Annotated in this window: 19 protein-coding genes; 12 read left to right on the top strand and 7 right to left on the bottom strand. The window is 64.7% G+C overall.

Going from position 1 to position 25,163, the window contains the following annotated elements:
• Nucleotides 1-62: 62 nt before the first annotated feature.
• Nucleotides 63-1,061, bottom strand: a complete 999-nt coding sequence (locus NMB96_RS21645) for a polyprenyl synthetase family protein (protein WP_043889330.1) — start codon at nt 1,059-1,061, stop codon at nt 63-65.
• Nucleotides 1,062-1,334: 273 nt separating this feature from the next.
• On the opposite strand from NMB96_RS21645, the gene NMB96_RS21640 reads away from it, so the two are divergent.
• From NMB96_RS21640 to NMB96_RS23455, 4 genes are all read left to right on the top strand, one after another.
• A complete protein-coding gene (locus NMB96_RS21640) occupies nt 1,335-1,862 on the top strand; it encodes a single-stranded DNA-binding protein (RefSeq protein ID WP_255085678.1) in 528 nt (175 codons plus the stop codon).
• Between the two features lie 308 nt (nt 1,863-2,170).
• Nucleotides 2,171-4,369 carry a TonB-dependent receptor gene (locus NMB96_RS21635; RefSeq protein WP_255085677.1) on the top strand — a complete coding sequence of 733 codons (2,199 nt, stop codon included), beginning with the start codon at nt 2,171-2,173 and terminating at the stop codon, nt 4,367-4,369.
• A gap of 83 nt (nt 4,370-4,452) precedes the next feature.
• Nucleotides 4,453-5,922, top strand: a complete 1,470-nt coding sequence (locus NMB96_RS21630) for a TolB family protein (protein WP_255085676.1) — start codon at nt 4,453-4,455, stop codon at nt 5,920-5,922.
• A 43-nt stretch (nt 5,923-5,965) separates the two neighbouring features.
• On the top strand, nt 5,966-7,873 hold the full coding sequence (locus tag NMB96_RS23455; protein ID WP_343237638.1) for an amidohydrolase family protein: 1,908 nt from the start codon (nt 5,966-5,968) through the stop codon (nt 7,871-7,873).
• Nucleotides 7,874-8,017: 144 nt separating this feature from the next.
• Here NMB96_RS23455 and NMB96_RS21620 read toward each other — a convergent pair whose 3' ends face one another.
• Nucleotides 8,018-9,583: a sensor domain-containing diguanylate cyclase gene (locus tag NMB96_RS21620; RefSeq protein WP_374728737.1), complete on the bottom strand. Its 1,566-nt coding sequence runs from the start codon at nt 9,581-9,583 to the stop codon at nt 8,018-8,020.
• A gap of 367 nt (nt 9,584-9,950) precedes the next feature.
• On the opposite strand from NMB96_RS21620, the gene paoA reads away from it, so the two are divergent.
• From paoA to NMB96_RS21585, 7 genes are all read left to right on the top strand, one after another.
• A complete protein-coding gene (paoA, locus tag NMB96_RS21615) occupies nt 9,951-10,601 on the top strand; it encodes an aldehyde dehydrogenase iron-sulfur subunit PaoA (RefSeq protein ID WP_043889326.1) in 651 nt (216 codons plus the stop codon).
• Nucleotides 10,598-11,548 (top strand): FAD binding domain-containing protein, encoded by a 951-nt coding sequence (locus NMB96_RS21610; RefSeq protein WP_023904585.1) that lies wholly within the window; start codon nt 10,598-10,600, stop codon nt 11,546-11,548. Before paoA ends, NMB96_RS21610 begins: the two co-directional genes overlap by 4 nt.
• 1 nt (nt 11,549) lies before the next feature.
• On the top strand, nt 11,550-13,757 hold the full coding sequence (gene paoC, locus NMB96_RS21605) for an aldehyde oxidoreductase molybdenum-binding subunit PaoC (protein ID WP_183086701.1): 2,208 nt from the start codon (nt 11,550-11,552) through the stop codon (nt 13,755-13,757).
• The gene (locus tag NMB96_RS21600) at nt 13,754-14,803 is read left to right on the top strand and encodes an XdhC family protein (RefSeq protein WP_255085672.1); all 1,050 of its coding nucleotides are present in this window, start codon (nt 13,754-13,756) and stop codon (nt 14,801-14,803) included. Before paoC ends, NMB96_RS21600 begins: the two co-directional genes overlap by 4 nt.
• A 435-nt stretch (nt 14,804-15,238) precedes the next feature.
• Nucleotides 15,239-15,847 (top strand): nucleotidyltransferase family protein, encoded by a 609-nt coding sequence (locus NMB96_RS21595; protein ID WP_043889325.1) that lies wholly within the window; start codon nt 15,239-15,241, stop codon nt 15,845-15,847.
• Nucleotides 15,848-16,370: 523 nt separating this feature from the next.
• Entirely contained in the window at nt 16,371-16,586 is a 216-nt protein-coding gene (locus NMB96_RS21590; protein ID WP_006448858.1) for a hypothetical protein, read from the top strand.
• Nucleotides 16,587-16,821: 235 nt separating this feature from the next.
• On the top strand, nt 16,822-18,072 hold the full coding sequence (locus NMB96_RS21585; RefSeq protein ID WP_023904581.1) for a DUF819 family protein: 1,251 nt from the start codon (nt 16,822-16,824) through the stop codon (nt 18,070-18,072).
• A 45-nt stretch (nt 18,073-18,117) separates the two neighbouring features.
• Here NMB96_RS21585 and NMB96_RS21580 read toward each other — a convergent pair whose 3' ends face one another.
• Nucleotides 18,118-19,314 carry a Tle-like phospholipase domain-containing protein gene (locus tag NMB96_RS21580; protein WP_255085668.1) on the bottom strand — a complete coding sequence of 399 codons (1,197 nt, stop codon included), beginning with the start codon at nt 19,312-19,314 and terminating at the stop codon, nt 18,118-18,120.
• 36 nt (nt 19,315-19,350) lie between these two features.
• Nucleotides 19,351-20,115: an ankyrin repeat domain-containing protein gene (locus NMB96_RS21575; RefSeq protein WP_162498364.1), complete on the bottom strand. Its 765-nt coding sequence runs from the start codon at nt 20,113-20,115 to the stop codon at nt 19,351-19,353.
• Nucleotides 20,116-20,349: 234 nt separating this feature from the next.
• Here NMB96_RS21575 and NMB96_RS21570 point away from each other — a divergent pair, with 234 nt between their 5' ends.
• A complete protein-coding gene (locus tag NMB96_RS21570; protein WP_255087001.1) occupies nt 20,350-21,054 on the top strand; it encodes an HAD family hydrolase in 705 nt (234 codons plus the stop codon).
• A gap of 312 nt (nt 21,055-21,366) precedes the next feature.
• On the opposite strand, the gene NMB96_RS21565 is transcribed toward NMB96_RS21570, so the two are convergent.
• From NMB96_RS21565 to NMB96_RS21555, 3 genes are all read right to left on the bottom strand, one after another.
• The gene (locus NMB96_RS21565; RefSeq protein WP_183086593.1) at nt 21,367-22,347 is read right to left on the bottom strand and encodes an IS5 family transposase; all 981 of its coding nucleotides are present in this window, start codon (nt 22,345-22,347) and stop codon (nt 21,367-21,369) included.
• Nucleotides 22,348-22,768: 421 nt separating this feature from the next.
• On the bottom strand, nt 22,769-22,993 hold the full coding sequence (locus NMB96_RS21560) for a YbdD/YjiX family protein (protein WP_005926176.1): 225 nt from the start codon (nt 22,991-22,993) through the stop codon (nt 22,769-22,771).
• Complete coding sequence (locus NMB96_RS21555) at nt 22,993-25,065, bottom strand: carbon starvation CstA family protein (protein ID WP_168958884.1); 2,073 nt, start codon at nt 25,063-25,065, stop codon at nt 22,993-22,995. Before NMB96_RS21555 ends, NMB96_RS21560 begins: the two co-directional genes overlap by 1 nt.
• Between the last annotated feature and the right edge of the window lie 98 nt (nt 25,066-25,163).

The following is a 25,163-nucleotide window of genomic DNA, read 5'->3' as shown; positions in this document are numbered from 1 at the left end:
CTGCGCTAGAAGATTTCTTCAACGAAGGCGCTGGCGACCGGTGCGGCGCCAACGCCGCTCGATCAATGCGTGCGTTCCACCGCATAACGCGCCAGGCCGCGTAGCGCGGCAACTGCGGAGCTGGCCGGCAAGCCATCCAATGCCTGTTCTGCGGCGGCGGCGTATTCGGCCGCGCGTTGACGGCTGTAGTCCAGGCCGCCGGTGGCGTGGATCGCCGCCAGCACTTCGGGCATTGCGCTCGCATCGCCTTGTTCGACGATCTGGCGCAAGCGCTCCCTGGTGGTCGCATCCGAGTGCGCCATGGCGTGGATCAGCGGCAGCGTGGCCTTGCCTTCGGCCAGATCATCGCCCAGGTTCTTGCCCAGGTCGCTGGCGTCGGCGGCATAGTCGAGCACGTCGTCGGCAATCTGGAAGGCGAAGCCCAACTGCATGCCGTAGTCGTACAGGCGTTGCTGCACGTCGGCATTCGCGCCCGAGGCCAGTGCGCCCAGGCGCGTGCCGGCCGCGAACAGCACCGCGGTCTTGCGCTCGATCACGCGCAGGTAGGCGGCTTCGTCGGTGTCGGGGTTGTGCACGTGCAGCAGCTGCAACACCTCGCCCTCGGCGATGCGGTTGGTGGTGTCGGCGAGGATCTGCATGACTTCCATGCGGTCCAGCTCGACCATCAACTGGAAGCTGCGCGAATACAGAAAATCCCCCACCAATACGCTGGGCGCATTGCCCCACAGCGCGTTGGCGGTGCTGCGGCCGCGACGCAGATCCGATTCGTCCACCACATCGTCGTGCAGCAGCGTGGAGGTGTGGATGAACTCGACGATCGCCGCCAACTGATGGTGCTCCGGGCCGGAGCCGCCAGCGGCGTGGCCGGCCAGCATCACCAGCATCGGACGCAGGCGTTTGCCGCCGGCGGAGATGATGTGATCGGCAATCTGGTTGATCAGCACGACGTCCGACGCCAGACGACGGCGGATCAACGCATCCACCGCAGCCATGTCGGGCGCGGCGAGGGACTGGATCTGGGGCAGGCCCAGAACGGTGGGGAGGTCTTCGGCGATGGTCATGCGCAGGCGTTCGTGATGTACGTGGATTATAGGTGCCTGGGCCAGATCCGTCCCGCCGGCGCTGTCGCCGGCCTTCACATCGGTCGCAAACCCTTGTGGCGCTTGATGCCGGCATGGCGCGCAGATGCCGGATCCCGACCTGCCCGCGCGGTATTCCCCGGCCCGCAGGTGCGCCAACGCGCCGGTGTCGGGCGCGGGGAGTGCGGTAACATTGGCGCCAAGACATTCACCGCCGCGCCCCACTGGCGCTGGCGCACCATCTCGGAAATATCTATGGCCCGCGGCATCAACAAAGTCATCCTCGTCGGCAACCTCGGCAACGATCCCGACACCAAGTACACCCAGGCCGGCATGGCGATCACCCGCGTGAGCCTGGCCACGACCAGCATGCGCAAGGACCGCGAAGGCAACAACCAGGAGCGCACCGAGTGGCACCGCGTGGTGTTCTTCGGAAAGCTGGGCGAAATCGCCGGTGAGTACCTGCGCAAGGGCTCGCAGGTGTACGTCGAAGGCGAGTTGCGCTACGACAAGTACACCGGCCAGGACGGCGTGGAAAAGTACAGCACCGACATCGTCGCCAACGAAATGCAGATGCTCGGCGGCCGTGGTGAAGGCGGCGGTGGCGGTGGCATGAGCGGCGATCGCCCGCAGCGCACGCAGGCGCCGCGCCAGCAGCAGGGTGGCGGCGGTGGTGGCGGTCAGGGCGGCGGTCAGGATTATGCCCCGCGTCGTCAGCAGCCGGCCCAGCAGCAGTCCGCGCCGCCGATGGACGACTTTGCGGATGACGATATTCCGTTCTAATCTCGACAGCACTTTGTGTCACCAGAATCCCGGTAAGGTCTTGCGCCTGCCGGGATTTTTGCTGTTGACGCGGGACTGTCGCGCGCGCTGAGTACATGCCCGTGGCGTGCAGCCGCGGTGGTCTAGCCAAGGCAGGCCGAACCCAAACGCCGATGCGCAACGTCTTGCCCACACCGATGTCATCAACTCGGGGCGCCAAGCGAAAGGTGCAATAATTGCCCGTCGTCTGCGTGCTTCTGGACGGCTACTCAGCCAGGGAACCCGCGTCCCCAGCCAGCGTCTCACTTCAAGCTGACCAGGTCCCCTGCATGCGCGCCTATGTCCCGCATTTCCTGTCGCTGCGTCCGCGCGCGCGACTTGCCGTTGCCATCGCCTGTTGCTGTGCCGCGCCGATCGCCTGGTCGCAGCAAGCTGCAACGCCCCTCGACACTGCCAAGACGCTCGACACGTTGACCGTCACTGCCGACGGTTCGCAGGTCGAGCTGCCGCCCGACTATGCCGGCGGCCAGGTCGCCACCGGCGGCCGCGTCGGTCTGTTCGGCAACCTCGACGTGATGGACACGCCGTTCAACAGCATGAACTTCACCGCCGAGTTGATGCGCAACCAGCAGGCGCGCAGCGTGGCCGACGTGGTGCAGAACGATCCGGCGGTGCGGGTGGCGCGTGGGTTCGGTAACTTCCAGGAGTTGTACGTGGTGCGCGGATTCCCCGTGTTCTCCGACGACATGAGCTACAACGGCCTGTACGGCTTGCTGCCGCGTCAATACGTGGCGGTCGAGTTCCTGGAGCGGGTGGAAGTGTTTCGCGGCGCCAACAGTTTCATCAACGGCGCCGCGCCCGGCGGCAGCGGGATCGGCGGCGCGTTCAACCTGGTGCCCAAGCGCGCGGGCGAGAACGACGTCACCCGGCTGACGCTGGGCACCGAGACCGGCGGCCAGGTGTATGCCGCGGCCGATGCGTCCTACCGCTTCGGCCCGGACCGTGCCTGGGGGCTGCGCGCCAACCTCGCGCGCCGCGATGGCGAGAACGCCACCAATGAGGATCGCGAGCTGGGCATGGGCTCGCTGGGCGTGGATTACCGTGGCGAGCGGCTGCGCCTGTCGGCCGACATCGGCTGGCAGGAACAGCGTACCGACCGTCCGCGTCCCAGCATCACTCCGGTGGGTGGAATTCCGATCGCACCCGATGCCGATGTCAACTTCGCCCAGCCTTGGACCTTCGCCCAAGAGCGCGACACCTTCGGCGTGATCCGGGCCGAATACGACCTGACCGATAACGTCATGGCCTGGGCGGCGATCGGCATGCGCGACAGCGACGAGCACAATGTGCTGGCGAATCCAAACGCCGATGCCGCCGGCAATTTGAACACCGGCCGCTTCGACAACTACCGGGAAGACAAGGTCACCACCGGCGATGTCGGCATCCGCGCGACATTCGATACCGGCCGCGTCGGTCATCGCCTGAGTGCATCGGCGTCGGCCTTCAAGCTGGACTCGAAGAATGCGTTTGCATTCGGCAGCTATGGCACAGAGGTCGGTACGCTGTACGACCCGGTGGCGGTGGCACCGCTGGGTGGCCTGTTCCCCGGTGGCGTGCTGTTCGAGCCGCTGACCACCAGCAAGAACGAGACCCGCAGCGTCGCCATCGCCGACACGCTGGCCTTCGCTGACGGCCGCATCCTGCTGACCCTGGGCGCACGCCACCAGACGCTGGAGCAGTACGGTTACGACTACAACACCGGCGCGCGACTCAGCAGCTACAGTGACAGTGTGGTGACCCCGGTCGGCGCGGTTGTCTTCAAGTTCGGCCGTGCGGTGTCGCTGTATGCCAATTACGCCGAAGCGCTGTTGCCTGGCCAGGAAGTGCCCGCCGTGTCCGGCAGCACGCCGCTGGAAAACGCCGGCGAATTGCTGGCGCCGTTCAAGTCCAAGCAGTTCGAAGTAGGCGCCAAGTACGACGCCGGCAGCTACGGCGCAACCGCGGCGCTGTTCCGCATCAACCAACCCAATACCGTGGTCAGCAACGCACGCCTGACCAGCGACGGCGAACAGCACAACCAGGGCCTGGAGCTGAGCTTCTACGGCCAGCCGATCGACGGCCTGCGCGCACTGGGCGGCATCACGTTGCTGGATGCCGGCTACAACAAGACCCAGGGCGGCGTGAACGAAGGCAACGACGTGCTCGGTGTGCCGGAAAAACAGGCCAATCTGGGCCTGGAATGGGATATCGCTGCGCTGCCGGGTCTCACGCTCGACGGGCGCGCGGTCTATACCGATCGTCAATACGCCGATGCGGTCAACGTGCTGGAAATCCCGTCCTGGACGCGTGTCGACCTGGGCGCGCGCTATGCGTTCCAGGCCGCCGGCAAGGCCTGGAGCGTGCGTGCGCGCGTGGACAACCTCTTCGACCGCAGCTTCTGGTCATCGGTCGGTGGCGCTTCGGGTGCGAATTATCTGGTCCTGGCCGCGCCGCGCACGTTCACCGTCTCGTTCTCGATCGATCTGTGAGCCGTGCTTGAAACCGGCCTGCGCAATGCAACTGCGCAGGCCTCTGGCATGATCCGACGCCGCCCGAGGAGGGTGGCGCCTTGATGAAGGAGCGTGGCGTGCGTCAGTGGTTCGGTCTTGGCCTGATGGGCTGTCTATCGATCGCCGCGGCTGCCGCGCTGGCCCACGATCCCGCCGAGCACCTGCCGCTGCCGTGGCTGGCCGATGCTGCAGGTACAGCCGCGGCGGCCAGCGTGCCGCGCCCGCAGCAGGCGCCGGGACAGACGCTGCCATTGCGCGCCACGCGCCGCATCGCCTTCGAGACCGATGAAGGCACCTGGATGGGGCTGGACGTGTCGCCGCGTGATGGCCGGCTGGTGTTCGACCTGCTCGGCGATCTGTACACGCTGGACGCCGACGGCGGCCGGGCCAAGGCGATCAGCCGCGGCTTGGGCTTCGACAGCCAGCCGACGTTTTCGCCGGACGGACACTGGATCGCCTTTGTCAGCGACCGCAGCGGTGCGGAAAACCTGTGGCGCATGCGGCCCGATGGCCGCGATGCGCAGCAGCTCACGTTCGGCGACGACGATACCGTGTTGGTGTCGCCGGCCTGGGCGCCCGATGGCAGCGCCCTGTACGCCAGCCGCTTCCGCTGGTCGGTCAACGATTACGAGCTGTGGCGTTACGGACTGGATGGCAGCGAACGCCTGGTCGCACCGGTCCGCGCGGAGGGCGCCGGCAGCGACCAGAGCACGCTGGGCGCGGTGGTGTCGCCAGATGGCAAGCAGCTCTATGCAGCGCGCCGCAGCGGCGACAAGGACAGTGCCGAGCTGGAGCTGTGGTCGATCGTGCGACGCGACTTGGCCACCGGCAGGGAAGAGACGGTCTTGCCAGTGCCCGGTGTCCCGGGGCGCCGGCCGTTTCCCGGTACCTATTTCAGACCGCAGCTCTCGCCGGACGGCAAGCAGCTGGCCTACGCCACCCGCCAGCAGGGCCAGACCGGTCTGCGCCTGCGCACGCTCGCCACCGGCGAGGACCGCTGGATTGCCTTCCCGATCGAGCACGACCAGAGCCAGGCGCAGAGCTGGCAGGATCTGGTGCCGCGCTATGCCTTCACGCGCGACGGACGTGCGCTGCTGCTGAGCCGCAACGGCCGCTTCGAGCGCATCGCGCTGGATCGTGAGGCCCCCCCGCGCGATTGGATTCATCGCGTCGGTCGATCTGGAGCTGGGGCCATTGACCGGCGCCGACATCCGTCAGGAAACAGGCCCGGTCCAGGCGCGGCTGATCCAGGATCCTGCAGTGTCGCCGGACGGCACGCGGGTGGCGTTCTCTGCGTTGGGCGCGCTCTATCTGATGGACATGGAAGGTGGCGCGCTGCCGAAGCGGCTGCCCACCGGCGATGTGCCGGCCTTCCATCCCAGCTGGGCGCCGGATGGCAAGGCGCTGACCTACGTCACCTGGGAAGGCGGGGAGGGTGGCCAGGTCTGGGCACTGGCGCCCGGCGGCGCCGCGCCGCGCCAGCTCAGCCGCGGGCCTGGCGCGTACTACACCCACCCGGTGTTTACCCGTGATGGGCGCGACGTGCTGGTGGTGGCCTCCGACAATGTGGCACGCATGCAGGCCTCGATGGTGTTTGGCAGCGTGCGTGAGGCGCAGCTGCAACGGCTGTCTGCGCAGGGCGGCCAGGCCAGGATCCTCCATCGTGGGACGTTGGGCGGCACGCTGCACTTCGGTGCGGATGTTGACCGCGTTTACGCGATGGGCAGCGGCGGCCTGCTCGGCATCGATCTGCGCAGCGGCCTTGCCGATGCACCGATCGTGGTGAAGGGGCCGGGTTGGTACTTCCAGGACGGCAGCGTCTCGGTGGACGACCTGCGGATCAGTCCCGACGGCCAGTGGCTGCTGGCCCAGGTCGCCCAGCAGTTGCACCTGCTGCCGGTGCCGGCGAAGGGAACAACGGTCGATCTGCTGGCGCCGGGCATGCGCCATCGGCGCATCACCGATGTTGGCGCGGATTATTTCGGGTGGAGTGCGGACGGCCGCACGATGACCTGGTCGATCGGTTCCAGCGTCTACCGCCGTGCACGCGCCGACATCGCCCTGCATGCTGCCGATGCGCCGGGCTGGGATGCAGACGTGCCAACGCCAGGGCGGAACACGCAGGTTGTGCAAGCCAGGGTGGACGTGCAGCGTGATGTGGCCAGCGGCACGCTGCTGCTGCGTGGCGCCACTGCGCTCACGCAGCGTGGCGATGAGGTCATTGCCGATGCCGACCTGCTGGTGCGCGATGGACGCATCGCCGCGATCGGCCCGCGCGGCAGCGTGGAAGTGCCGGCCGGCGCGCAACTGCGCGATGTCAGTGGGCGCTTCATCATTCCGGGCCTGATCGATGTGCACGACCACGTCGCCGATTTTCGCCGCGACCTGCTCGACATGCGGCCTTGGGGCCTGCGCGCGCGACTGGCTTACGGGATCACCACCGCCTTCGATCCATCGTCGCTGAGCATCGACATGCTGGCCTACCAGGATCTGGTCGATGCCGGGAGGGTAGTGGGTGCGCGCGCGCCGACCACCGGCATGGCGATGTTCTCGTTCAACCGCATCGCCTCGCTGGATGAGGCGCGCGCCTTGCTTCATCGTTATCGCGACCACTACCGCACACGCGCCGTCAAACAGTATCTGGTCGGCAATCGCCGCCAGCGCCAGTGGCTGGTGCAGGCCGCGCACGAGCTGGGCATGCGCCCCACCAGCGAGGGCTCGCTGGCGCTGAAACTCGACCTCAATCAAGTCATGGACGGCTATGCCGGGCACGAACACGCACTGCCAACACCGCTGTACCGCGACGTGATCGAGCTGATGGCACGCAGTGGCACAAGTTATGACGCAACGCTGATGATCGCCAACGGTGGCCCTGCGGCGCAAAACAACTACGTCATCCGCGATCGGCCGCTAGGCGATGCCACGTTCCGCGCAACGCGCCCGTACGAGGTGGCCATGCAGCAGGTGCAGTCGCAGCGCTGGATCGATCCGTCGCTGATGCTTTATCCGCGCATCGCCGGCGATGTGGCGCGTATCCAGCGTGCGGGCGGGCTGGTGGCGATGGGCTCGCATGGCGAGATCGCCGGACCCGGTCTGCACTGGGAAATGCAGGCGCATGTGGAGGGTGGCATGACCCCGGCCGAGGTATTGCAGGCGGCCACGCTGGGTGGTGCGCGCAGCATCGGCCGCGGTGCGGAACTGGGCAGCCTGGAGGCGGGCAAGCTGGCCGATCTGGTGATCCTGCAGGCCGACCCGCGCCTGGATATCCGCAACGCGCAAAAGATCGACGCGGTGATGCTGGGCGGCCGTTTGCGCGAGGTGCCGACGCTGGATGAACTCTGGCCAAGAGAAATAGAGACTCCCGCGCTCTGGCATCACGACCAACTGGCATCACGACCAATGATTGAGCTAGGTGCAGCGTGGCAAGCCCAGGTGTTTCTGGCCGGGGCGAATCCCGCAACGCGTGGCCAACCTCTGCGATGAGAGTCCACTGGCCGGAAGCTGCAGAGAGGGACGCCCTGGTGCCGTGTTGGTGCTTTAGTCGCGGATCAGCGTGTCGAACAAGTGGGTAAACGACGTTGCATCCATTGCGGTACTTGTGGGCCTCGGATGCGTGCGACGGCTGACTCAGGCAGACGTCCGATCCCGCCCGTTCTGCTTGGCGCGATACAGCGCCGAGTCGGCGTCGTGCACGAACGCGTCGGGTGTCAGTGGCGCTTCGCCCGGTTCGAACGTCGCCGCGCCCACGCTCACGGTGACGTGCGCGCTGGTAGGGCTGGACAGGTGCATCAGGCCGAGCCCGGCGACCGCGCTGCGCACGGCATCGGCCAAGCGCAGCGCGCCGGCAGCGTCGGTGTGCGGCAGGATCATGCCGAACTCTTCGCCGCCATAGCGCGCGGCAATGTCGTCGCTGCGCCGTGAACACTCGGCGATCGCACGCGCGATCAAACGCAGGCAGGCATCGCCGTTCACGTGGCCATAGGTGTCGTTGTAGAGCTTGAAGTGGTCGACATCGATCATCAGCACCGACAACGGTGCCTGCAGACGCACCGCGTCCTGCAGCGCGCGCGACAGCCGGTAGTCGAATGCACGCCGGTTTGCGATGCCGGTCAGCGCGTCCACCCAGGCTTCGGAGCTGAGTTTGGCTTCGTTGCGATGCATGCGGCGCAATTGCAGATCCAGCCAGAGGCCGACTGCCAGCAATAGTGCAAACCCCAGCGTGGCGATCACGATCCGCTGGCGTGCGGATTGCCGCCAGGTTGCCAATGCATCGTCCACCGACACACCGGTCAGCACGGTCAACGGATACGGGCGTGCGGGAGCGAAGCTGGAAATGCGCTTCACACCGTCGATTGGTGAGCGATAGGTCGCAGTGCCATGTTTGTGTGCGCGGATGTTGACGTAGATCGCGGTGCCGGCGATCGAGGTGCCGATCACGCCCTGTTTGTCGGGCCGGCGTACCAGCACGATGCCATCGTCGTTGATGATGCCGATCGTGCCATTGGGGCCCACTTCGAAAGTGCTGTAGTAGTTCTGGAAATACTTCAGTTGCAGCGTGACCAACACCACCCCTGCAAACTCGCCACCGGGCGTGTTGAGTCGCCGGCTCAGGGTAAGTACCCAGCTGCCATCGGAACGGCTTTGGACGGGCGGGCCGACCAGCGACAAGGCATCGCGATGATCGCGGTGATATTTGAAGTAAGCGCGGTCGGCATTGTTCTGCTTTCTAGGTGCGCTGTTCAACGACGAACTCACCCAACTGCCATCTGCGGCGTAGATGAAAATGCCATGCAGCCGATCCGAGCGGCGTGCCTCGCGCACCAGAAATCCATGCATCGCTGATCGCGCGGCTGCCGAGGCCTGATCGTGTTCTACCCGCGCAACCAGACCCGACAACACCGCATCGGCGATCGCCATGGTGTCGCCGGCATGCTGCGCAAGCGAGTTGGCCAGATTCAAGGACTGCGCTTCGGCGGTGCGCAACGCGGTGGCGCGTTCCTCGTGGATCGACCAGTACTCCGAACCCAGCAGTAGCAGCCACGAGGCGATCAGCACGAAGTGCAGCGCAATGCGCTGTGCACGTTGTCGCCGTTGCTTGCTGACTGATGTCACGGTGGCTACCTGTCTGGACACCAAGACCCTGCAATGGGTGTGCCAGCGTACGCGTTGCCCTGGACCGCAGCTGTACGGCATTCAAGAGCGCTGCACCAATCTGTGATTGTCTCCGCATGTGCTCGGCAGCCGTCATTTGATCGCCGACGGTTGCACTGTCCGGCTTGCTTGCGAGCGACCATGCGTGTGATTGGATGACGAGAAACACGCCTGGTGCGCGTATGCGAACACGTCGTGAAATCCCTGGCCGCAATGATGAGCGGGGTTCATAGGCGCATGCACCACATGCCGCCAATGCGCGCATAGACCGGCACTAAACTCGGTCCATCCCTGTGTTTCACCTCCGTGTTCAAGCCCGCGCCGATGGCACTTACTCACGCGCTTGTGACCGGCCACGCTTCACATTATTTAAGAACTGAATAAGCCAGCATTGTTGGAGATGCCAGCCATGAGAGACATCAAGATGACCCGTCGCGAGGTATTGATCGCTGGCACGGCGTCGGCGGCCAGCGTTGCCGCAACCCACTCGATGGCGGCGACTGCCGCCAATGCGATGTCGCAGCGTCAAGCGGTCGAACCGGCCAATGCGTCTAGCCAAGTTGCGTTCGAGGTCAACGGCAAGCCGGTGACATTGACGTTGGATAATCGCACCACGTTGCTGGATGCCTTGCGCGAACACTTGCACCTGACCGGCACCAAGAAGGGCTGCGACCACGGCCAATGCGGTGCGTGTACGGTCATCGTCGATGGGCAGCGCATGAACTCCTGCTTGTCGCTGGCCGTCATGCATCAGGGCGGCAAGATCACCACCATCGAAGGACTGGGAACGCCCGACAAGCTGCATCCGATGCAGGCCGCGTTCGTCAAACACGATGGCTATCAATGCGGCTACTGCACGCCGGGCCAGATCTGTTCGGCGGTGGCGGTGCTGGACGAAGTCAAGCGCGGCATTCCCAGCCACGTCACTGAAGATCTCACCGGCAAGACCAGGCTCACCACTCCCGAACTGCAGGAACGCATGAGCGGCAATATTTGCCGCTGCGGCGCCTATTCCAACATTGTCGACGCGATCAACGATGTCGCCGGGGACCGCGCATGAAGGCCTTCAGTTACGAGCGCGCCACCTCGCCGGCCGATGCTGCGGCCAAGGCTGCGCTTCAGCCGGGCGCCAAGTTCATCGCAGGCGGTACGAACCTGCTGGATCTGATGAAGCTGCAGATCGAAACCCCCTCGCACCTGATCGATGTCAACGGCCTGAGCCTGGACACGATCGACGCTACGCCGGAGGGTGGCCTGCGGATCGGTGCGCTGGTGCGCAATACCGATCTGGCTGCGGATGCGCGCGTTCGTCGCGATTACGCACTGTTGTCGCGCGCATTGTTGGCAGGTGCCTCGGGGCAGTTGCGCAATCGTGCGACCACCGCCGGCAATCTGCTGCAGCGTACCCGCTGCCCGTATTTTTACGACACCAATCAGCCGTGCAACAAGCGCCTGCCTGGCAGCGGCTGCGCGGCGATCGGCGGTTTCAACCGGCAGCTTGCAGTGATCGGTGTCAGCGAAGACTGCATCGCCACCCATCCAAGCGACATGGCGATTGCGATGCGCGTGCTGGATGCGGTGGTGGAAACAGTACGCCCCGATGGGCAGACGCGTGCCGTGCCGTTGTCCGAGTTCTATCGCGCGCCCGGCAAGACACCGCATCTGGAAACCGTACTGGAACGCGGTGAGCTGATCACCGCGGTGAGCTTGCCCAAGCCGATTGGCGGGACGCATGTCTATCGCAAGGTGCGCGACCGCGCGTCGTATGCGTTTGCATTGGTGTCGGTTGCAGCAGTCGTGCAGCGCGACGGCAGCGCACGTGTGGGTGTGGGTGGCGTTGCGCATAAACCGTGGCGCAGCGAAGCCGCCGAAGCGCAGTCGCGCCAAGGTGCGCGTGCCATCGCCTCTGTGTTGCTCGATGGCGCACAGCCGACCGAACACAATGCATTCAAGCTGCCGCTGGTGGAGCGCACCTTGACCGCGATCCTGGCCGACACGAGGGCCTGATATGAAATTCGACACTCCCGCCGGTACCAATCCCATCGATCAACTCAAGGTCGTCGGCAAGCCTGTCGATCGCATCGATGGTCCGCTCAAGACCACCGGCCAGGCGCCGTATGCGTACGAACACCACGACCTGCCTGCTCGCGCGGCCTACGGCCATGTCATCGGTGCAGGCATCTCCAAAGGCACCATCCGCAGCATCGATCTGAGCGCTGCACGCAATGCACCCGGCGTGCTGGGCATCGTCACTGCGCAGAACGCCGGCAAGCTGGACAAAGGCAAATACAACACGGCCAAATTGCTGGGCGGGCCGGAGATTCAGCACTATCACCAGGCCATTGCCGTGGTGGTTGCCGAGACTTTCGAACAGGCGCGTGCCGCAGGCCAGCTGATCAAGGTCGACTACGGTCGCCATGTTGGCGCCTACGATCTGGAAAAAGCACGCGATGGCGCCAAGGTCACCAAGGAAGGCGGCGCGCCGAATAGTGCAGTCGGTAACTTCGCCGGCGCCTTTGCAGCCGCACCGGTGCAGCTGGATGCCGAATACACCACGCCCGACCATTCGCACGCGATGATGGAGCCGCATGCATCGATCGCACAGTGGGAAGGCGACAAGCTCAGCGTCTGGACCTCCAATCAGATGATCAACTGGAGCGCGGGCGATCTGGCGAAGACGCTGAATATTCCGCGCGAAAACGTCCGCTTGATGTCGCCGTATATCGGTGGTGGCTTCGGTGGAAAATTGTTCCTGCGCGCCGATGCGGTGCTGGCCTCGTTGGCTGCCCGCCAGGTGGGGCGCCCGGTCAAGGTGATGTTGCCGCGGCCGCTGATCTTCAACAACACCACGCATCGCCCGGCCACCCTGCAGCGCATCCGTATCGGTGCGCAGCGCGATGGCAAGATCACCGCGATCGCGCATGAAAGCTGGTCCGGCGATTTGCTTGAGGGCGGTGCCGAGAACGCCGCTGCGCAGACGCAGTTGCTGTATGCCGGTGCCAATCGCCTGATCGCCACGCGTCTGGCCGTGCTGGATCTGCCGGAAGGCAACGCCATGCGCGCGCCTGGCGAGGCACCGGGCTTGATGGCGCTGGAAGTGGCGATGGACGAAATGGCCGAAAAGCTCGACATGGATCCGGTCACGTTCCGCATCGTCAACGACACCCAGGTGGATCCTGAAAACCCGCAGCGTCCGTTCTCGCAGCGGCAATTGGTCAAGTGTCTGGAAGACGGCGCCAAGCGGTTCGAGTGGTCCAAGCGCAAGGCCAAGCCAGCCAGCACCCGTGATGGTCGCTGGTTGGTTGGCATGGGGGTGGCGGCCGCATTCCGTAATTCACCGGCGATGACCTCCGGCGCGCGCATGCGCCTGGAGCAGGGCGGGCGCGTGGTGGTGGAAACCGACATGACCGATATCGGCACCGGCTCCTATACCATCATTGCGCAGACTGCTGCGGAAATGATGGGCGTGCCGCTGGATTGGGTGGATGTGCGCCTGGGCGATTCCAGCTTTCCGGCATCGGCCGGTTCCGGCGGTCAGTGGGGCGCCAATAGCTCGACGGCCGGCGTGTATGCAGCGTCGGTGAAGCTGCGCGAAGCCGTTGCCAAGCAACTCGGTCTGGACCCGGCCAAGGCCGAATTCGCCGACGGCCATGTACGCGCAGGCGGCAAGCGCATCGCGCTGGGTGATGCGGCGGCCAACGGTGCGTTGGTGGTGGAAGACAAGATCGAGTTCGGTGATTTGTCCAAGACGCATCAGCTCTCCACGTTCGGTGCGCACTTTGTCGAAGTCGGCGTGGATATCGCCACTGCAGAGGTACGCATCCGGCGCATGCTCGCGGTGTGCGCCGCCGGACGCATCCTCAACCCCAAATCGGCGCGCAGCCAGGTGATCGGCGGCATGACCATGGGCGCAGGTGCCGCCTTGATGGAAGAGCTGGCGGTCGACAAGCGGCTGGGCTTTTTCGTCAATCACGATCTGGCCGGTTACGAAGTGCCGGTGCATGCGGACATCCCGCATCAGGAAGTGATTTTTCTCGAAGAAAGCGACCCGATGTCCTCGCCGATGAAGGCCAAGGGCGTGGGCGAGTTGGGCATTTGTGGCGTCGCTGCGGCCATCGCCAATGCGGTCTACAACGCCACCGGCGTGCGCGTGCGCGATTATCCGGTCACGCTCGACAAGCTGCTGCCGCACATGCCCGAGTTGCTGCGCGCGTGAGTGCGTTGGTGGCCCCGGTCGCGCATGCGCCGCCGGCTGAGCCGGCATGGCCGGCATGGCCGAGTTATGCGTTGCACGACGATTTGCTGCCCACGCTCACCGCCTGGCATCGGGCAGGGCAGCGGGTGGCGATCGCCACGCTGATCGATGTGCAAGGCTCGTCGCCGCGCCCATTGGGCAGCGAGATGGCGATCAGCGCAGACGGCCGGGTGGCCGGTTACGTCTCCGGCGGGTGCGTGGAAGCGGCGGTGGCGCACGAAGCCATCGCGGCACTGCGCGACGGCCAGCCGCGTTGGCTCGATTACGGCGAGGGCAGCGAGGTGCTCGACATCCAGCTCAGCTGTGGCGGACGCATCGGCGTGCTGGTCTGGCCGGTGCCGGATCTGGGCGAGCATCTGGCGCGCTGGCGCAATGCGCGTCAGCATCGCCGCGCGTTCCACGTCGCGCTGGATCGAGAGTCCGGCGCAGTGCGCTACCCGGCGAATACGCAGGATGTACGCGCCAGCGAATTCCTGCGCACGCATCGGCCGCCATTGCGATTGATATTGGTCGGCGCCGATCCTGCGCTGCTGGTGTTGGTGACCCTGGCCAGCCAGATGGGCATCGAGCTGCGCGTGCTGCGACCGCATGGTCCCAGCGAACCACCGCCTGGCCTGGCCCCGGAACACTACGATCGCCGCGCGTTGAGCGAGGCGTTGCAGGATGTGGTGCTGGATGCAGACAGCGCGTTGTACAGCCTGGCCCACGACAGCGATATCGATCTGCAGGTCGCGCATCGTGGGCTCGCATCCAACGTCGCCTGTATCGGCATTCTGGGTAGCCGGCACAAACGCGAAGCGCGTCTGCAGGCACTGCGCGCGCTCGGCCACGACGACGCAGCGTTGGCGCGTGTACGAGTACCCGCTGGTTGGCGCATGGGACGCTCGTCGCCGCACACCATCGCGCTCGGCATCGTCGCCGAGGCCACGCAGGCGGTCGCCGATCTGCAGGCTGCTGCGGTGGGAAGTGGTGGGTTGGCTCGCGGTATTGCTGCACGAAGTGCGTAAGGCGATAGGCCGCTGCGCCAGATCAGCGCACGGATGCTCACCATTGACGGTTGCTTGAAAAAGCAGAAACACCGAGTGTCAGCCGGGCAAGAGGCTGCTTTAATTTGAATTATTTCTAATATGTATTATTGGGCATTGGTTGGTTTAGCCGCGTCGCTCCCGGCGCGCGGATTCCTTGCCAACAAGTGCCGCAGACACGCGCCACGTAGTCACCCCGCACGCACAGTCGGATCTCTACGCTGAGCGCATCTCCACTACGCGCGACGTCGCCATGACCGTATTTTCTGATCACGATGACGACGCATCTCGCGACGCTGACCAAGGTCCGTCGCATGCAAGCATGGCACCCATTTGCAATGGGCAGATAAGCCGTTCACGACGCGATTCACAGCCGATACCGCGAGGTTCTTCGCCACGCACGACGGCATCGAGCGCATGAGCAGCGATCATGCTGCACTGATACTCGCCGCAGGCGCCGGCCGTCGTCTGGGCCGGGCAAAACAATTGCTGATGCGCGATGGCGAGCCACTGTTGCGTCGCTTCGCGCGTCTCGCGCTGCAGACCTCGCCGCGCCGTTGCGTGGTGGTGCTGGGCGCAGAGGCCGACGCACTGACCGATGTCCTGCAAGGTCTGGAGGTGGAAGTGCTGCGGCACGGCGACTGGTCTGCAGGCATGGGCTCCAGCCTGGCCGCGCTACGGCACTACGTGCAGGACGACACAACGCTGCGGCGCAGCCTGATCCTGGGCTGCGACCAACCCGCGCTGGACGCACCGCATCTGCGTGCGCTACTCGAAGAGGCCGGTCATGCAGCCTCGGGGTGCGCCACCAGCGGCTACGCCGGGGTACGTGGCATCCCCGCAGTGGTGACGCATGCCGCGTGGGCAGATGTGCCGTTGCAGGCCGATAGCGGCCTGCGCGGCCTGTTCGCCAGCCTGGACGTGCAGACGCTGGGCTGCGTGAGCGCACCGGCACTCGCGCTGGACGTGGACACGCCCGCCGACCTGGCAGCCGCACAACAGCGTGGCTGGGTGGACGCGGACTGAGACGCCATGACGGGTCTCGGTCCGTGCGATGCGGCAGCCTGAGCGTCAGAGGCCTGACGTACTCAGGACCACAAGACGATCGCTTCCCGGATCACCAGGACATAACCCACCACCATCGCGGATTTGACCGGAAACTGGAACTTCCTGAGCAGATGCATGCAACTCCTCCCCCGAGGCACTTCCCAAGCGCGATTGACCTCCCCGCTGCCACCGTCCGCGCCATCTGACGGCCGCTCGCGACGTCTGTTCGCCGCTTAGGGTCGACTGTAGCGCTGCGCATGAGCGGTGTCATGTAAGAATTTTCCTACCGCACTGCCAGTGTCCACCCGACGGTATTCCCATAATCGAAAGAACATTCTGGCTATGCCGGACGCGGGGCCCTTGGCCACTCTCCCGCGGCCCCTTGAGTAAGGGCACGTCGGCATGCTGATGGGAGAACGCGTTCCCACGCGCAGCGCGCTGCGATAGCCCGCACGCGTTACCCACCATCGTTCGATCGCTGCACGCACCGGCCGGAGGCCTGATGGACGAGTCCCGCTACGTTGTACGCATCCATCCCGAGCAGGGCGGCTGGTGGGTCACCCGGCCGCAGTGGTCGCCGCTGCGTTATCTGCGCGAGCAGGGCGCGTTGGAAAACGCCGAGGTGATGGCCAGGCTGCATTGCCTGACCACTGGCCAGCCCAGCGGCGTGGTGTTGAAGACCGCCGAGGGCGAACGCGTGGTGCGGCGGTATGGCTGAGAGCGTCTGACAAACATCTAGAAGAACTACCTCTGTTCGCTTTACATCTGCGACATCGGCGATTGGCTTTCCCGCACAGCCCACGAATCATCTCTGCGGCAGGCTCGTAGTGACGATGCTGATGTCAACATCGATACCAGGGTGTGCGTAGAGGCCCGGGTCGGCTAGATTCATGCCATCGGCCGCTGTAGGTCGATCCGCGCATTGGCGGCCACTTTCTGGATGTCCGCCCGTAGTGAATGCTGCCGGTTCTGCGCTGATTCAAAACGATATCGTCGTCTTCGGCTTGATTGCCGCCACCTTGGGGGCGGTGTTCTGGACCTCCTCGCGCGAGCGCGGCCCGTGGCGGAGTTTCTATGCCGTGGTGCCGGCCTTGTTGCTGTGCTATCTGCTGCCGGGCATCTACAACACCGTTGGCCTGATCGACGGTGCCAACACCCGTCTGTACAACCCGATCGCCCGCGACGTGCTGCTGCCGGCGGCGCTGATCTTACTGACGCTGAGTATCGACCTGCGCGCGATCCTGGGGCTGGGGCCCAAGCTGGTCGCCATGTACCTGGGCGCGTCGCTGAGCATTATGCTGGGTGCGGTGGTCGCGTTCTGGGCGATGCGCTGGCTGCATCCGGCCACCGTGGCTGGCGACACCTGGGCCGGCATGGCCGCGCTGGCCGGCAGCTGGATCGGCGGCGGCGCCAACATGCTGGCGATGCGCGAAGTCTTCGATGTGGACGCCACCACCTTCGGCCAGTTTGCGGTGGTCGATGTCGGTGTCGGGTATGTGTGGATGGCGGTGCTGATCTTCCTGGCCGGGCGCGCGCGCAACATAGATGCGCGTAGCGGCGCCGATACCCGGGCGCTGGATGCCTTGCAGGAGCGCATGGCGCGCTTCCAGGCCGAACACGCGCGCATTCCCACGCTGGCCGATTTGATGGTGATCGTGGCGGTGGCGTTCGGCGGCGTCGGCCTGGCGCATGCGCTGGCCAATCCGCTCGCGGCATGGTGCAAGGCCAACCTGAGCTGGGCCAGCCAGTTCAGTCTGGACACCCCGTTCGTCTGGGTGGTGGTGCTGGCGACCAGCCTGGGCTTGCTGCTGAGCTTCACCCGCGCCCGTACGCTGGAAGGGGCTGGCGCCTCCAAAATCGGCACGCTGCTGCTGTACTTCCTGATCGCCTGCATCGGCATGCAGATGGATCTGCTGGCGCTGCTGGACCGGCCATGGCTGTTCCTGCTCGGGCTGATCTGGATCGCTGTGCATATCGCGCTGCTGTGGGGTCTGGGCCGGTTGCTGCGGGTGCCGTTCTTCTATTTCGCAATCGGCTCGCAATCCAACATCGGTGGCCCGGCGTCGGCGCCGGTGGTCGCTGCGGCCTTCCACCCGGCACTGGCGCCGGTCGGTGTGTTGCTCGGCACGATGGGCTATGCCACCGGCACCTATCTGGCCTATATGGTCGGCATCACCTTGCGCGCGATGGCGGGCGCGGGCTGAGCCAGGCACTGGCGCGCGCCAGTGCCCTGAGACTGGCAACGACGACTACTGGATCAGGCGGCGATGCTCTTCCTGCTGCGGGGAGGGCGGCTGCGATTGAAATTGCGCCTGCTGCTGGTTGTGTTGCTGCAGCTGGCCGACATTGCCTTGCGCCGGTTCGTTAGCCGCCGCCGCGGTCTGCACCTGGCTGCGCAGATGGGTCGGATCGTCCATGCGGCCTTGCACCGCGAACAGGCTGTCGCCTTCGCGGCTGGGGACCAGGTGATCGATCCGTTGCAAGCCGTCGCTGCTTGCGCGCGCGGCCACGCTGGCGGCCGTGTTGAGAAACGCGGTGTCGTCGCGCAGCCCCAGGCTCTCGCGCTGGCTGTCCAGCTGCACTACTGCATCGTTGAACAGCTGGCTGCCGGTGTGCAGGGTCGTGCCCTGCGCCTGCCTCGGCGACTGCATGTCCTGCGCCTTGATCACCGAGTCCATGCCGTGCAGGTCCATGCGGTGCATCAACATCATGCCTGGCACCAGGCGTCGCCCGAACGACAACGGGTCCGGCTCCGGCAGCTCGATCTGATGGCCGGCCGCATTGGGCATCGCCCACTTCAACGGGATGCTGTCTTCCTGCAGATGGGTGAGGATCTCGTTCTTGACGTGGTAGCCGCGGATCAACTCGCTGCTGGCGTACTCCTTGGCCGCCGATGCATCCAGACCTTGCCGCTCCAGCGTGCGGTCGCTGACGCCTGCGGCGTTGTAGGTCACGGCGGGGATGTCGTTGACCATCGCCGATGCCGCCGCCAGACCGCCGCCAAGCGAGTGACCGGTGATCACCACCTGGTCGCCAAATGCCTGCCTGGCCTGGCTGCCCAGTTGAATTGCGGAGGCGTACTGCGCATCGTCGAAGCCCAGGCCCTGGCCGATGTTGTGCTTCCAGTCCTTGCCTTCGTCGGTGCCGCAAAAGCCAAGCACCACGTTGCCTTGATCGTTGCGGTAGAACGCGGCATCGAAACCGCTTTTAGCATCGTGCAGCAAACTGGGGTCGATACCTGCCCGTTGCAGCGTGCTGTCGTCCATGCGCGTCCAGCCATTGGGCAGGGGCGTAAAAGTTTCAGCGCTGCCTTCGCGTCGCTGCGAGGCAGTCGCGTAGAGGTCTTGCAGCACTGCCGGAAACTGTTGGTCTTCCGGGCGTGGCTGTTGTCCGCGGATCGACTCTGCGAACGGAGTGGAGGAATCAGTGGGATTTGACGGGCTCATGCGCGGCTCCTTGCGTTCGTCGTGCGAAAAGCCCGCTTAGCGGCTGCTTTCCACGGGAATGTTGTGCGCGCTCAACCATGCGCGTACCTCCGACCTGACCTGCTGGCCGGCGGCATTGAGCAAGCGATCCGGGGTGGTGAAGAAATACGCCTGGAAGGTTTTCTGCTGCGCGTTGCGCAGCGTGGGGTCCACACCGGCTTTGAGCAATTGCAGCACTGCAGGACTTGCCGCGCCGCTCTGTGCGGCCAGATGCAGCACGCTGTTGCCGGTGTGGTCGACACGCTGCACATCGGCACCGGCCTCGATCAACAGGCCGATCTGCGCATCGCGCTTGCTCTGCACAGCGCGGAACAACGGCGTCCAGCCGGCACGCGCGCTGACCACATCGATCGGCGCCTTGTGCTGCAGCAGCACCTTCAGATACTCCGGGTCCTGCGCCATTGCGGCCATATGCACGACGGTTTCCTGGTCCATGCCAGGCAATGACGGATCTGCGCCCGCGTCGAGCAATGCGGCCAGTGCGCGTGGTTGTTCGTTCCAGATCGCCCACTCCAGCAAGGTGACGTTCTGATCGCCGTGTGCGGCGAGATCGACAGTGGGGGCGAGTGCACTGATTCGGGCGACGTCACCATGCGCGATGGCCTTGGCGATGTCGGTCAGACTGGGGTCGCGGAAGGCGACGGTGTGATCCTGCAGCGTAGCTGACATGGTGGTTTGCTCCTTGGCACCGGGCGAGGCGGTGCATGAGACCGCGAGAAACGAGGTCGCAAGAACGAGCAGGGCAGGGAATCGCGGTTGCATCGAAATCTCCTTCTCCTGATCGCATTCCTGATGACGCTGCATGAAGTCCTTCCGCAGCGGGGCCGATCCTACCAGCTGCCCGAACGACGCGCGGTAAGATTGTGTGACATGCGCCGGCGCTGCGGATTTCACTTGTTCAGCCCGCTTGCCGCTGCTCGTTGGTCTGTGCATCACGACGGGCATTGCGCACGCGTGCAACCGGCCACAGCCAACGGTCACAACCCGGCCGGCATAATGGTGCTTTGCGAGCAGATGGGTGCAATGGTCTACGACTTACTGATCAGCGATTGCGATGGTGTGCTTGTCGACAGCGAGATACTGGCCGACCAAGTGATGCGTGAGGCACTGGCAACATTCGTGCCGGCCGAGGCATTGGAGCATTTGCTGGGGACCACGTTCGGGCAGACCACGCATGAGGTGTTGCTGCGGGTGCAGGAGCATTTCTCGGTGCAGTTGCCAGAGACGTTGCTGGCACAGATTCAGGCGCGCAGCGAAGCCTTGATCAAGGCGCAAGTGCAGCCGATTGCAGGCGCACGCGCCGCGCTGGAACAGATCCCGTTGCCGCTGGCGGTAGCCTCCAACAGCCGCCGCCACAATGTGATCGCCTCGGTCGAACGCGTCGGTCTCACCGCACGCGCGGCAGGCAATATCTTCAGTGCCGATATGGTGGAGCGGCCCAAGCCGGCGCCGGATGTCTATCTGCTGGCCGCCCGCACACTGGGCGTGGCGCCGCAGCGTTGCTTGGTGATCGAAGACAGCCCCACCGGTGCGACGGCCGCAATGGCGGCGGGCATGCAGGTACTGGGCTTTACCGGCGCCAGCCATATTCCGCAAGGGCACGGCGACACCCTGCGACGGATCGGCGTGCTGGAGGTGTTCGACGATATGCGCGATTTACCTGCGTTGTTCGAGCGGCTCGCGCAAAAGCGCGCTAGCTGAGGAGGTCGAGTCGTCGCTTGGTTTGGCTGCAGTCAAATGCGTTAGATCAAGAGCCTGGTTAGTCGAGCGCGCGGTGCCCTCACCGCTTGCGGGACACGCCGTGAATCCGTCCCTGGAGGCTCAGTGGCGGCATCCATGCCGCCACATGGTCCCGCAAGCGGTGAGGACACCGCACCAGAACGTTCGTCGGTAGCTAGGGATGGTCTGATCAACGGCATCGGAGGATGAGCCTAACCACATCGACCAGGCTGACGGCGCTCAGATCCTCGATTTTTTTGCCGTTTCCGGCGCGTTTGCAGGGTGTTGCCCGGGTTACAGGCGCACGTTCCCCATCGTCGGCAGTAACTGCTTTCGCTTCATCCACAGGTTCGATAGCGCAAACAAGGTCAGCACCTGCGCGGTGTTCTTGGCCAGGCCGCGATAGCGGACCTTGGTGTAGCCGAACTGGCGCTTGATCACCCGGAATGGATGCTCCACCTTCGCGCGCACGCTGGCCTTGAAGTGTTCCCAACGTCTTTCCCGAGCACGCTCGCGTTTGTTGCCGAGGGCTTGCATCGTCGAGGGCCTGGCGGCGATGAAGAATGCAGCCTTGCAGGCCTGCAGTTCTTCGCGTTTGTCCGCACCGGTGTAGCCGCTATCGCCGAACACGCTGTCTTCTTTGCCATGCAGCAACGTGTGCATCACCGTGACATCGGCGACGTTGGCGGCTGTGCAATGGACGTGGTGCACCAACCCGGAAAATTCATCCACGCCGATGTGCGCCTTCATCCCGAAATACCACTGATTGCCCTTCTTGGTCTGATGCATCTCAGGGTCGCGCGCGTTGTCGGCATTCTTGGTCGAACTGGGCGCCGCGATCAGCGTCGCATCGACGATCGTGCCCGACCGCAGGCTCTGGCCCTTGCGCGCCAGATGCGCGTTGACCGCTTCCAGCATCCGCGCGGCAAGGCCATGGGTCTCCAGCAGGCGCCGAAAGTTGAGAATCGTGGTCTCGTCCGGAACGTTGTCCAAGCCACCGAGCTGGGCAAACCGCCGCAAGGTCGGGATCTCGTGCAGTGCTTCTTCCATCGCCGGATCGCTCAGCGCATACCACTGCTGCAGCAGATGAATCCGCAACATCGTCGCCAGTGCGTACGGCTGCCGACCTGGCCGGCCCGATACCGGATAGTGCGGCGCGATCAGACCGAGCAGTTGCTGCCACGGAACCACCTGCTCCATCTCGGCCAGAAAGATCTCGCGCCGGGTCTGCTTGCGCTTGCCCAGGCCCTCAGCGTCACCGAACGTCAGTTGCATGGATCACTCCTCAACATCAGGCGGGTAGTGTCGCGTATCTGTGGTGCGTTGTTCAGAGGTTCCCTAGGTGGAAAGCGGGCCATCTGGCTAGTTGCATTGGCTTACTGGTGCGGGTCGAAAGAAGAGGAGAGTTAGCGAATTAGAAGCGCCTCATGCATTGCTTGCACCCTGCACACCGACCGTCTCGACTGGTCCTTGCCCGCCCACCGTCGCGGGACCTTACGCGGCATGGATGCCGCGTAAGAGCCTACACGGACGTACTTGCGGCGTGTCCCGCGACGGTGGGTGGGCAAGGGCCCTACAGCAAATCCGCAGATCAACCGCTCTGCAACCAACGCATTGCCATCAACGCAACAGGGCGCGATTCGCATCGCGCCCTGTTGCGTTTCTACTTCTTGATCAACCGATCACCGATCACCGATCAACAGCAACGAAACCCGCTCTTGCCACCGTACCGCGCGTCCTGGCGCTCGCGGAAGAAGGCCGGGTAGTCCATCACCGGTTTGTCGGGATGTTTTTCCAGCATGTGGCGCACGTAGTTGTCGTAATCGGGAATGCCGCAGCACAGGCGTGCGGTCTGGATCAGGCGGCGCCAGATGCGGCGATGCACCTGGTATTGGCTGGCAAGGACGAGTTGGGTGCCCATCACAGGTCCGCCATCTGATGTGGCTGCAAGGCCACGTACGGAGTTTCGCGGTCGCTGCGCTGCGGATTGCGGCGTGCAATCACGATCGTCTTGACCGCGTAGATCAGGATCGAACCCACCACGAACAGGAACAGCACCGTCAGCCCCGTGTTGACGTAGGCATTGGTGACGATCTGCTGCATCTGCGCCACCGTCTTGGCCGGCGCGGTGATGGTGTTGCTGGCGATCGCGTCCTGATACTTGTGCGCCTGCGCCAGGAAACCCTGTGCCGGGTTGCTGTCGAAGATCTTGATCAGCCCTGCATACGTGGTGCAAATCAGCAGCCACAGTGCCGGCACGATGGTGACCCAGGCGTAGCGGTCGCGCTTCATCTTGAAAAGCACCACCGTGCCCAGCATCAGCGCGATCCCGGCCAACATCTGGTTGGAGATGCCGAACAACGGCCACAAGGTCTGGATGCCGCCGAACGGATCGATCACCCCGGTGTAAAGCAGATACCCCCACAGCGCCACGCACCCGGCGGTGGCGATGATGTTGGCGGTCCACGACTCGGTCTTCTTCAATGCCGGAATGAAGTTGCCCAGCAGGTCCTGCAGCATGAAGCGGCCCGCGCGCGTACCCGCATCCACCGCAGTGAGGATGAACAGCGCTTCGAACAGGATGGCGAAGTGGTACCAGAACGCCATGGTGTCTTCGCCCGGCAGCAGCTGGTGCAGGATCTGCGCGATACCCACGGCCAGTGTGGGCGCACCACCGGCGCGTGCCAGGATGCTGTGCTCGCCGATGTCCTTTGCGGTGGCTTCCAAAATCTCGGGAGTGATCGCAAAGCCCCATTCGGAGACTTTGGCCGCCACCGCCACGGTGTCGCTGCCGACCAGCGAAGCAGGGCTGTTCATCGCGAAGTAGATGCCCGGCTCGATGATCGAGGCCGCTACCAGCGCCATCACCGCCACGAACGATTCCATCAGCATGCCGCCGTAGCCGATGTAGCGCATGTGGCCTTCGTTGGCGAGCAGCTTGGGCGTGGTGCCCGAGGCGATCAACGCGTGGAAGCCGGAGACTGCGCCACATGCAATGGTGATGAACAGGAACGGGAAGATGCCGCCCTTCCACACCGGGCCATCGCCGGTGGAGGCGAACTGGGTCAGGGCCGGCATTTTCAGATCCGGCATCACGACCAGGATGCCGATCGCCAGCGCCAGGATCGTGCCGATCTTGAGGAAGGTGGACAGGTAATCGCGCGGGGCCAGCAGCAGCCACACCGGCAATACCGACGCGACGAAGCCATAGCCGATCAACATCCAGGTGATCTGCTTGGCGGTGAAGGTGAAGGCCGGGCCCCAGCTCGGGTCGGCGGCAACCTTGCCGCCCAGCCAGATCGCGCCCAGCAACAGGATCAGCCCGACCACCGAAATCTCGCCGATCTTGCCGACCCGGATGTAGCGCATGTACACGCCCATCATCAGCGCGATCGGCATCGTGGCGATCACCGTGAACATGCCCCACGGGCTCTCGGCCAACGCCTTGACCACCACCATCGCCAGCACCGCCAGGATGATGATCATGATCAGGAATGCGCCGAACAAGGCGATGGTGCCGGGCACCTGGCCCATTTCCTCGCGCACCAGATCGCCCAGCGAGCGGCCGTTGCGGCGGCTGGACAGAAACAGCACCACGAAGTCCTGCACCGCACCGGCAAACACCACGCCGACCACCAGCCACAGCAGCCCGGGCAGGTAGCCCATCTGTGCGGCAAGCACCGGGCCGACCAAGGGCCCGGCGCCGGCAATCGCGGCGAAGTGGTGGCCAAACAGCACATGCTTGTTGGTGGGCACGTAGTCCAGGCCGTCGTTGTTGCTCACTGCCGGCGTGGCGCGGGTGATATCCAGCTGCATCACCTTGTCGGCGATGAACAGACTGTAGAACCGGTAGGCGATCAGATAGATCGAGACGGCGGCAACCACGATCCACAACGCGTTGATATGTTCGCCGCGCCTTAGCGCCACGGTACCCAGACAGAACGCGGCCAGCAGCGCCAGCGCGCCCCAGGCCAACTTCGAGAACCCTTTCATGCATGCCCCTCAGGAACGATTCACTTAAGGGTCGCCCCCTGCCTGCCTGCGGTCAATGGCGCCATTCCGGGCCGGGGTAAAACTTTAGTTGTAGAGCA

The sequence above is a fragment of the Xanthomonas hortorum genome (genome assembly GCF_024339125.1).
GTDB lineage: Bacteria > Pseudomonadota > Gammaproteobacteria > Xanthomonadales > Xanthomonadaceae > Xanthomonas > Xanthomonas hortorum.
This window is presented reverse-complemented; position numbering and strand designations above follow the sequence as displayed.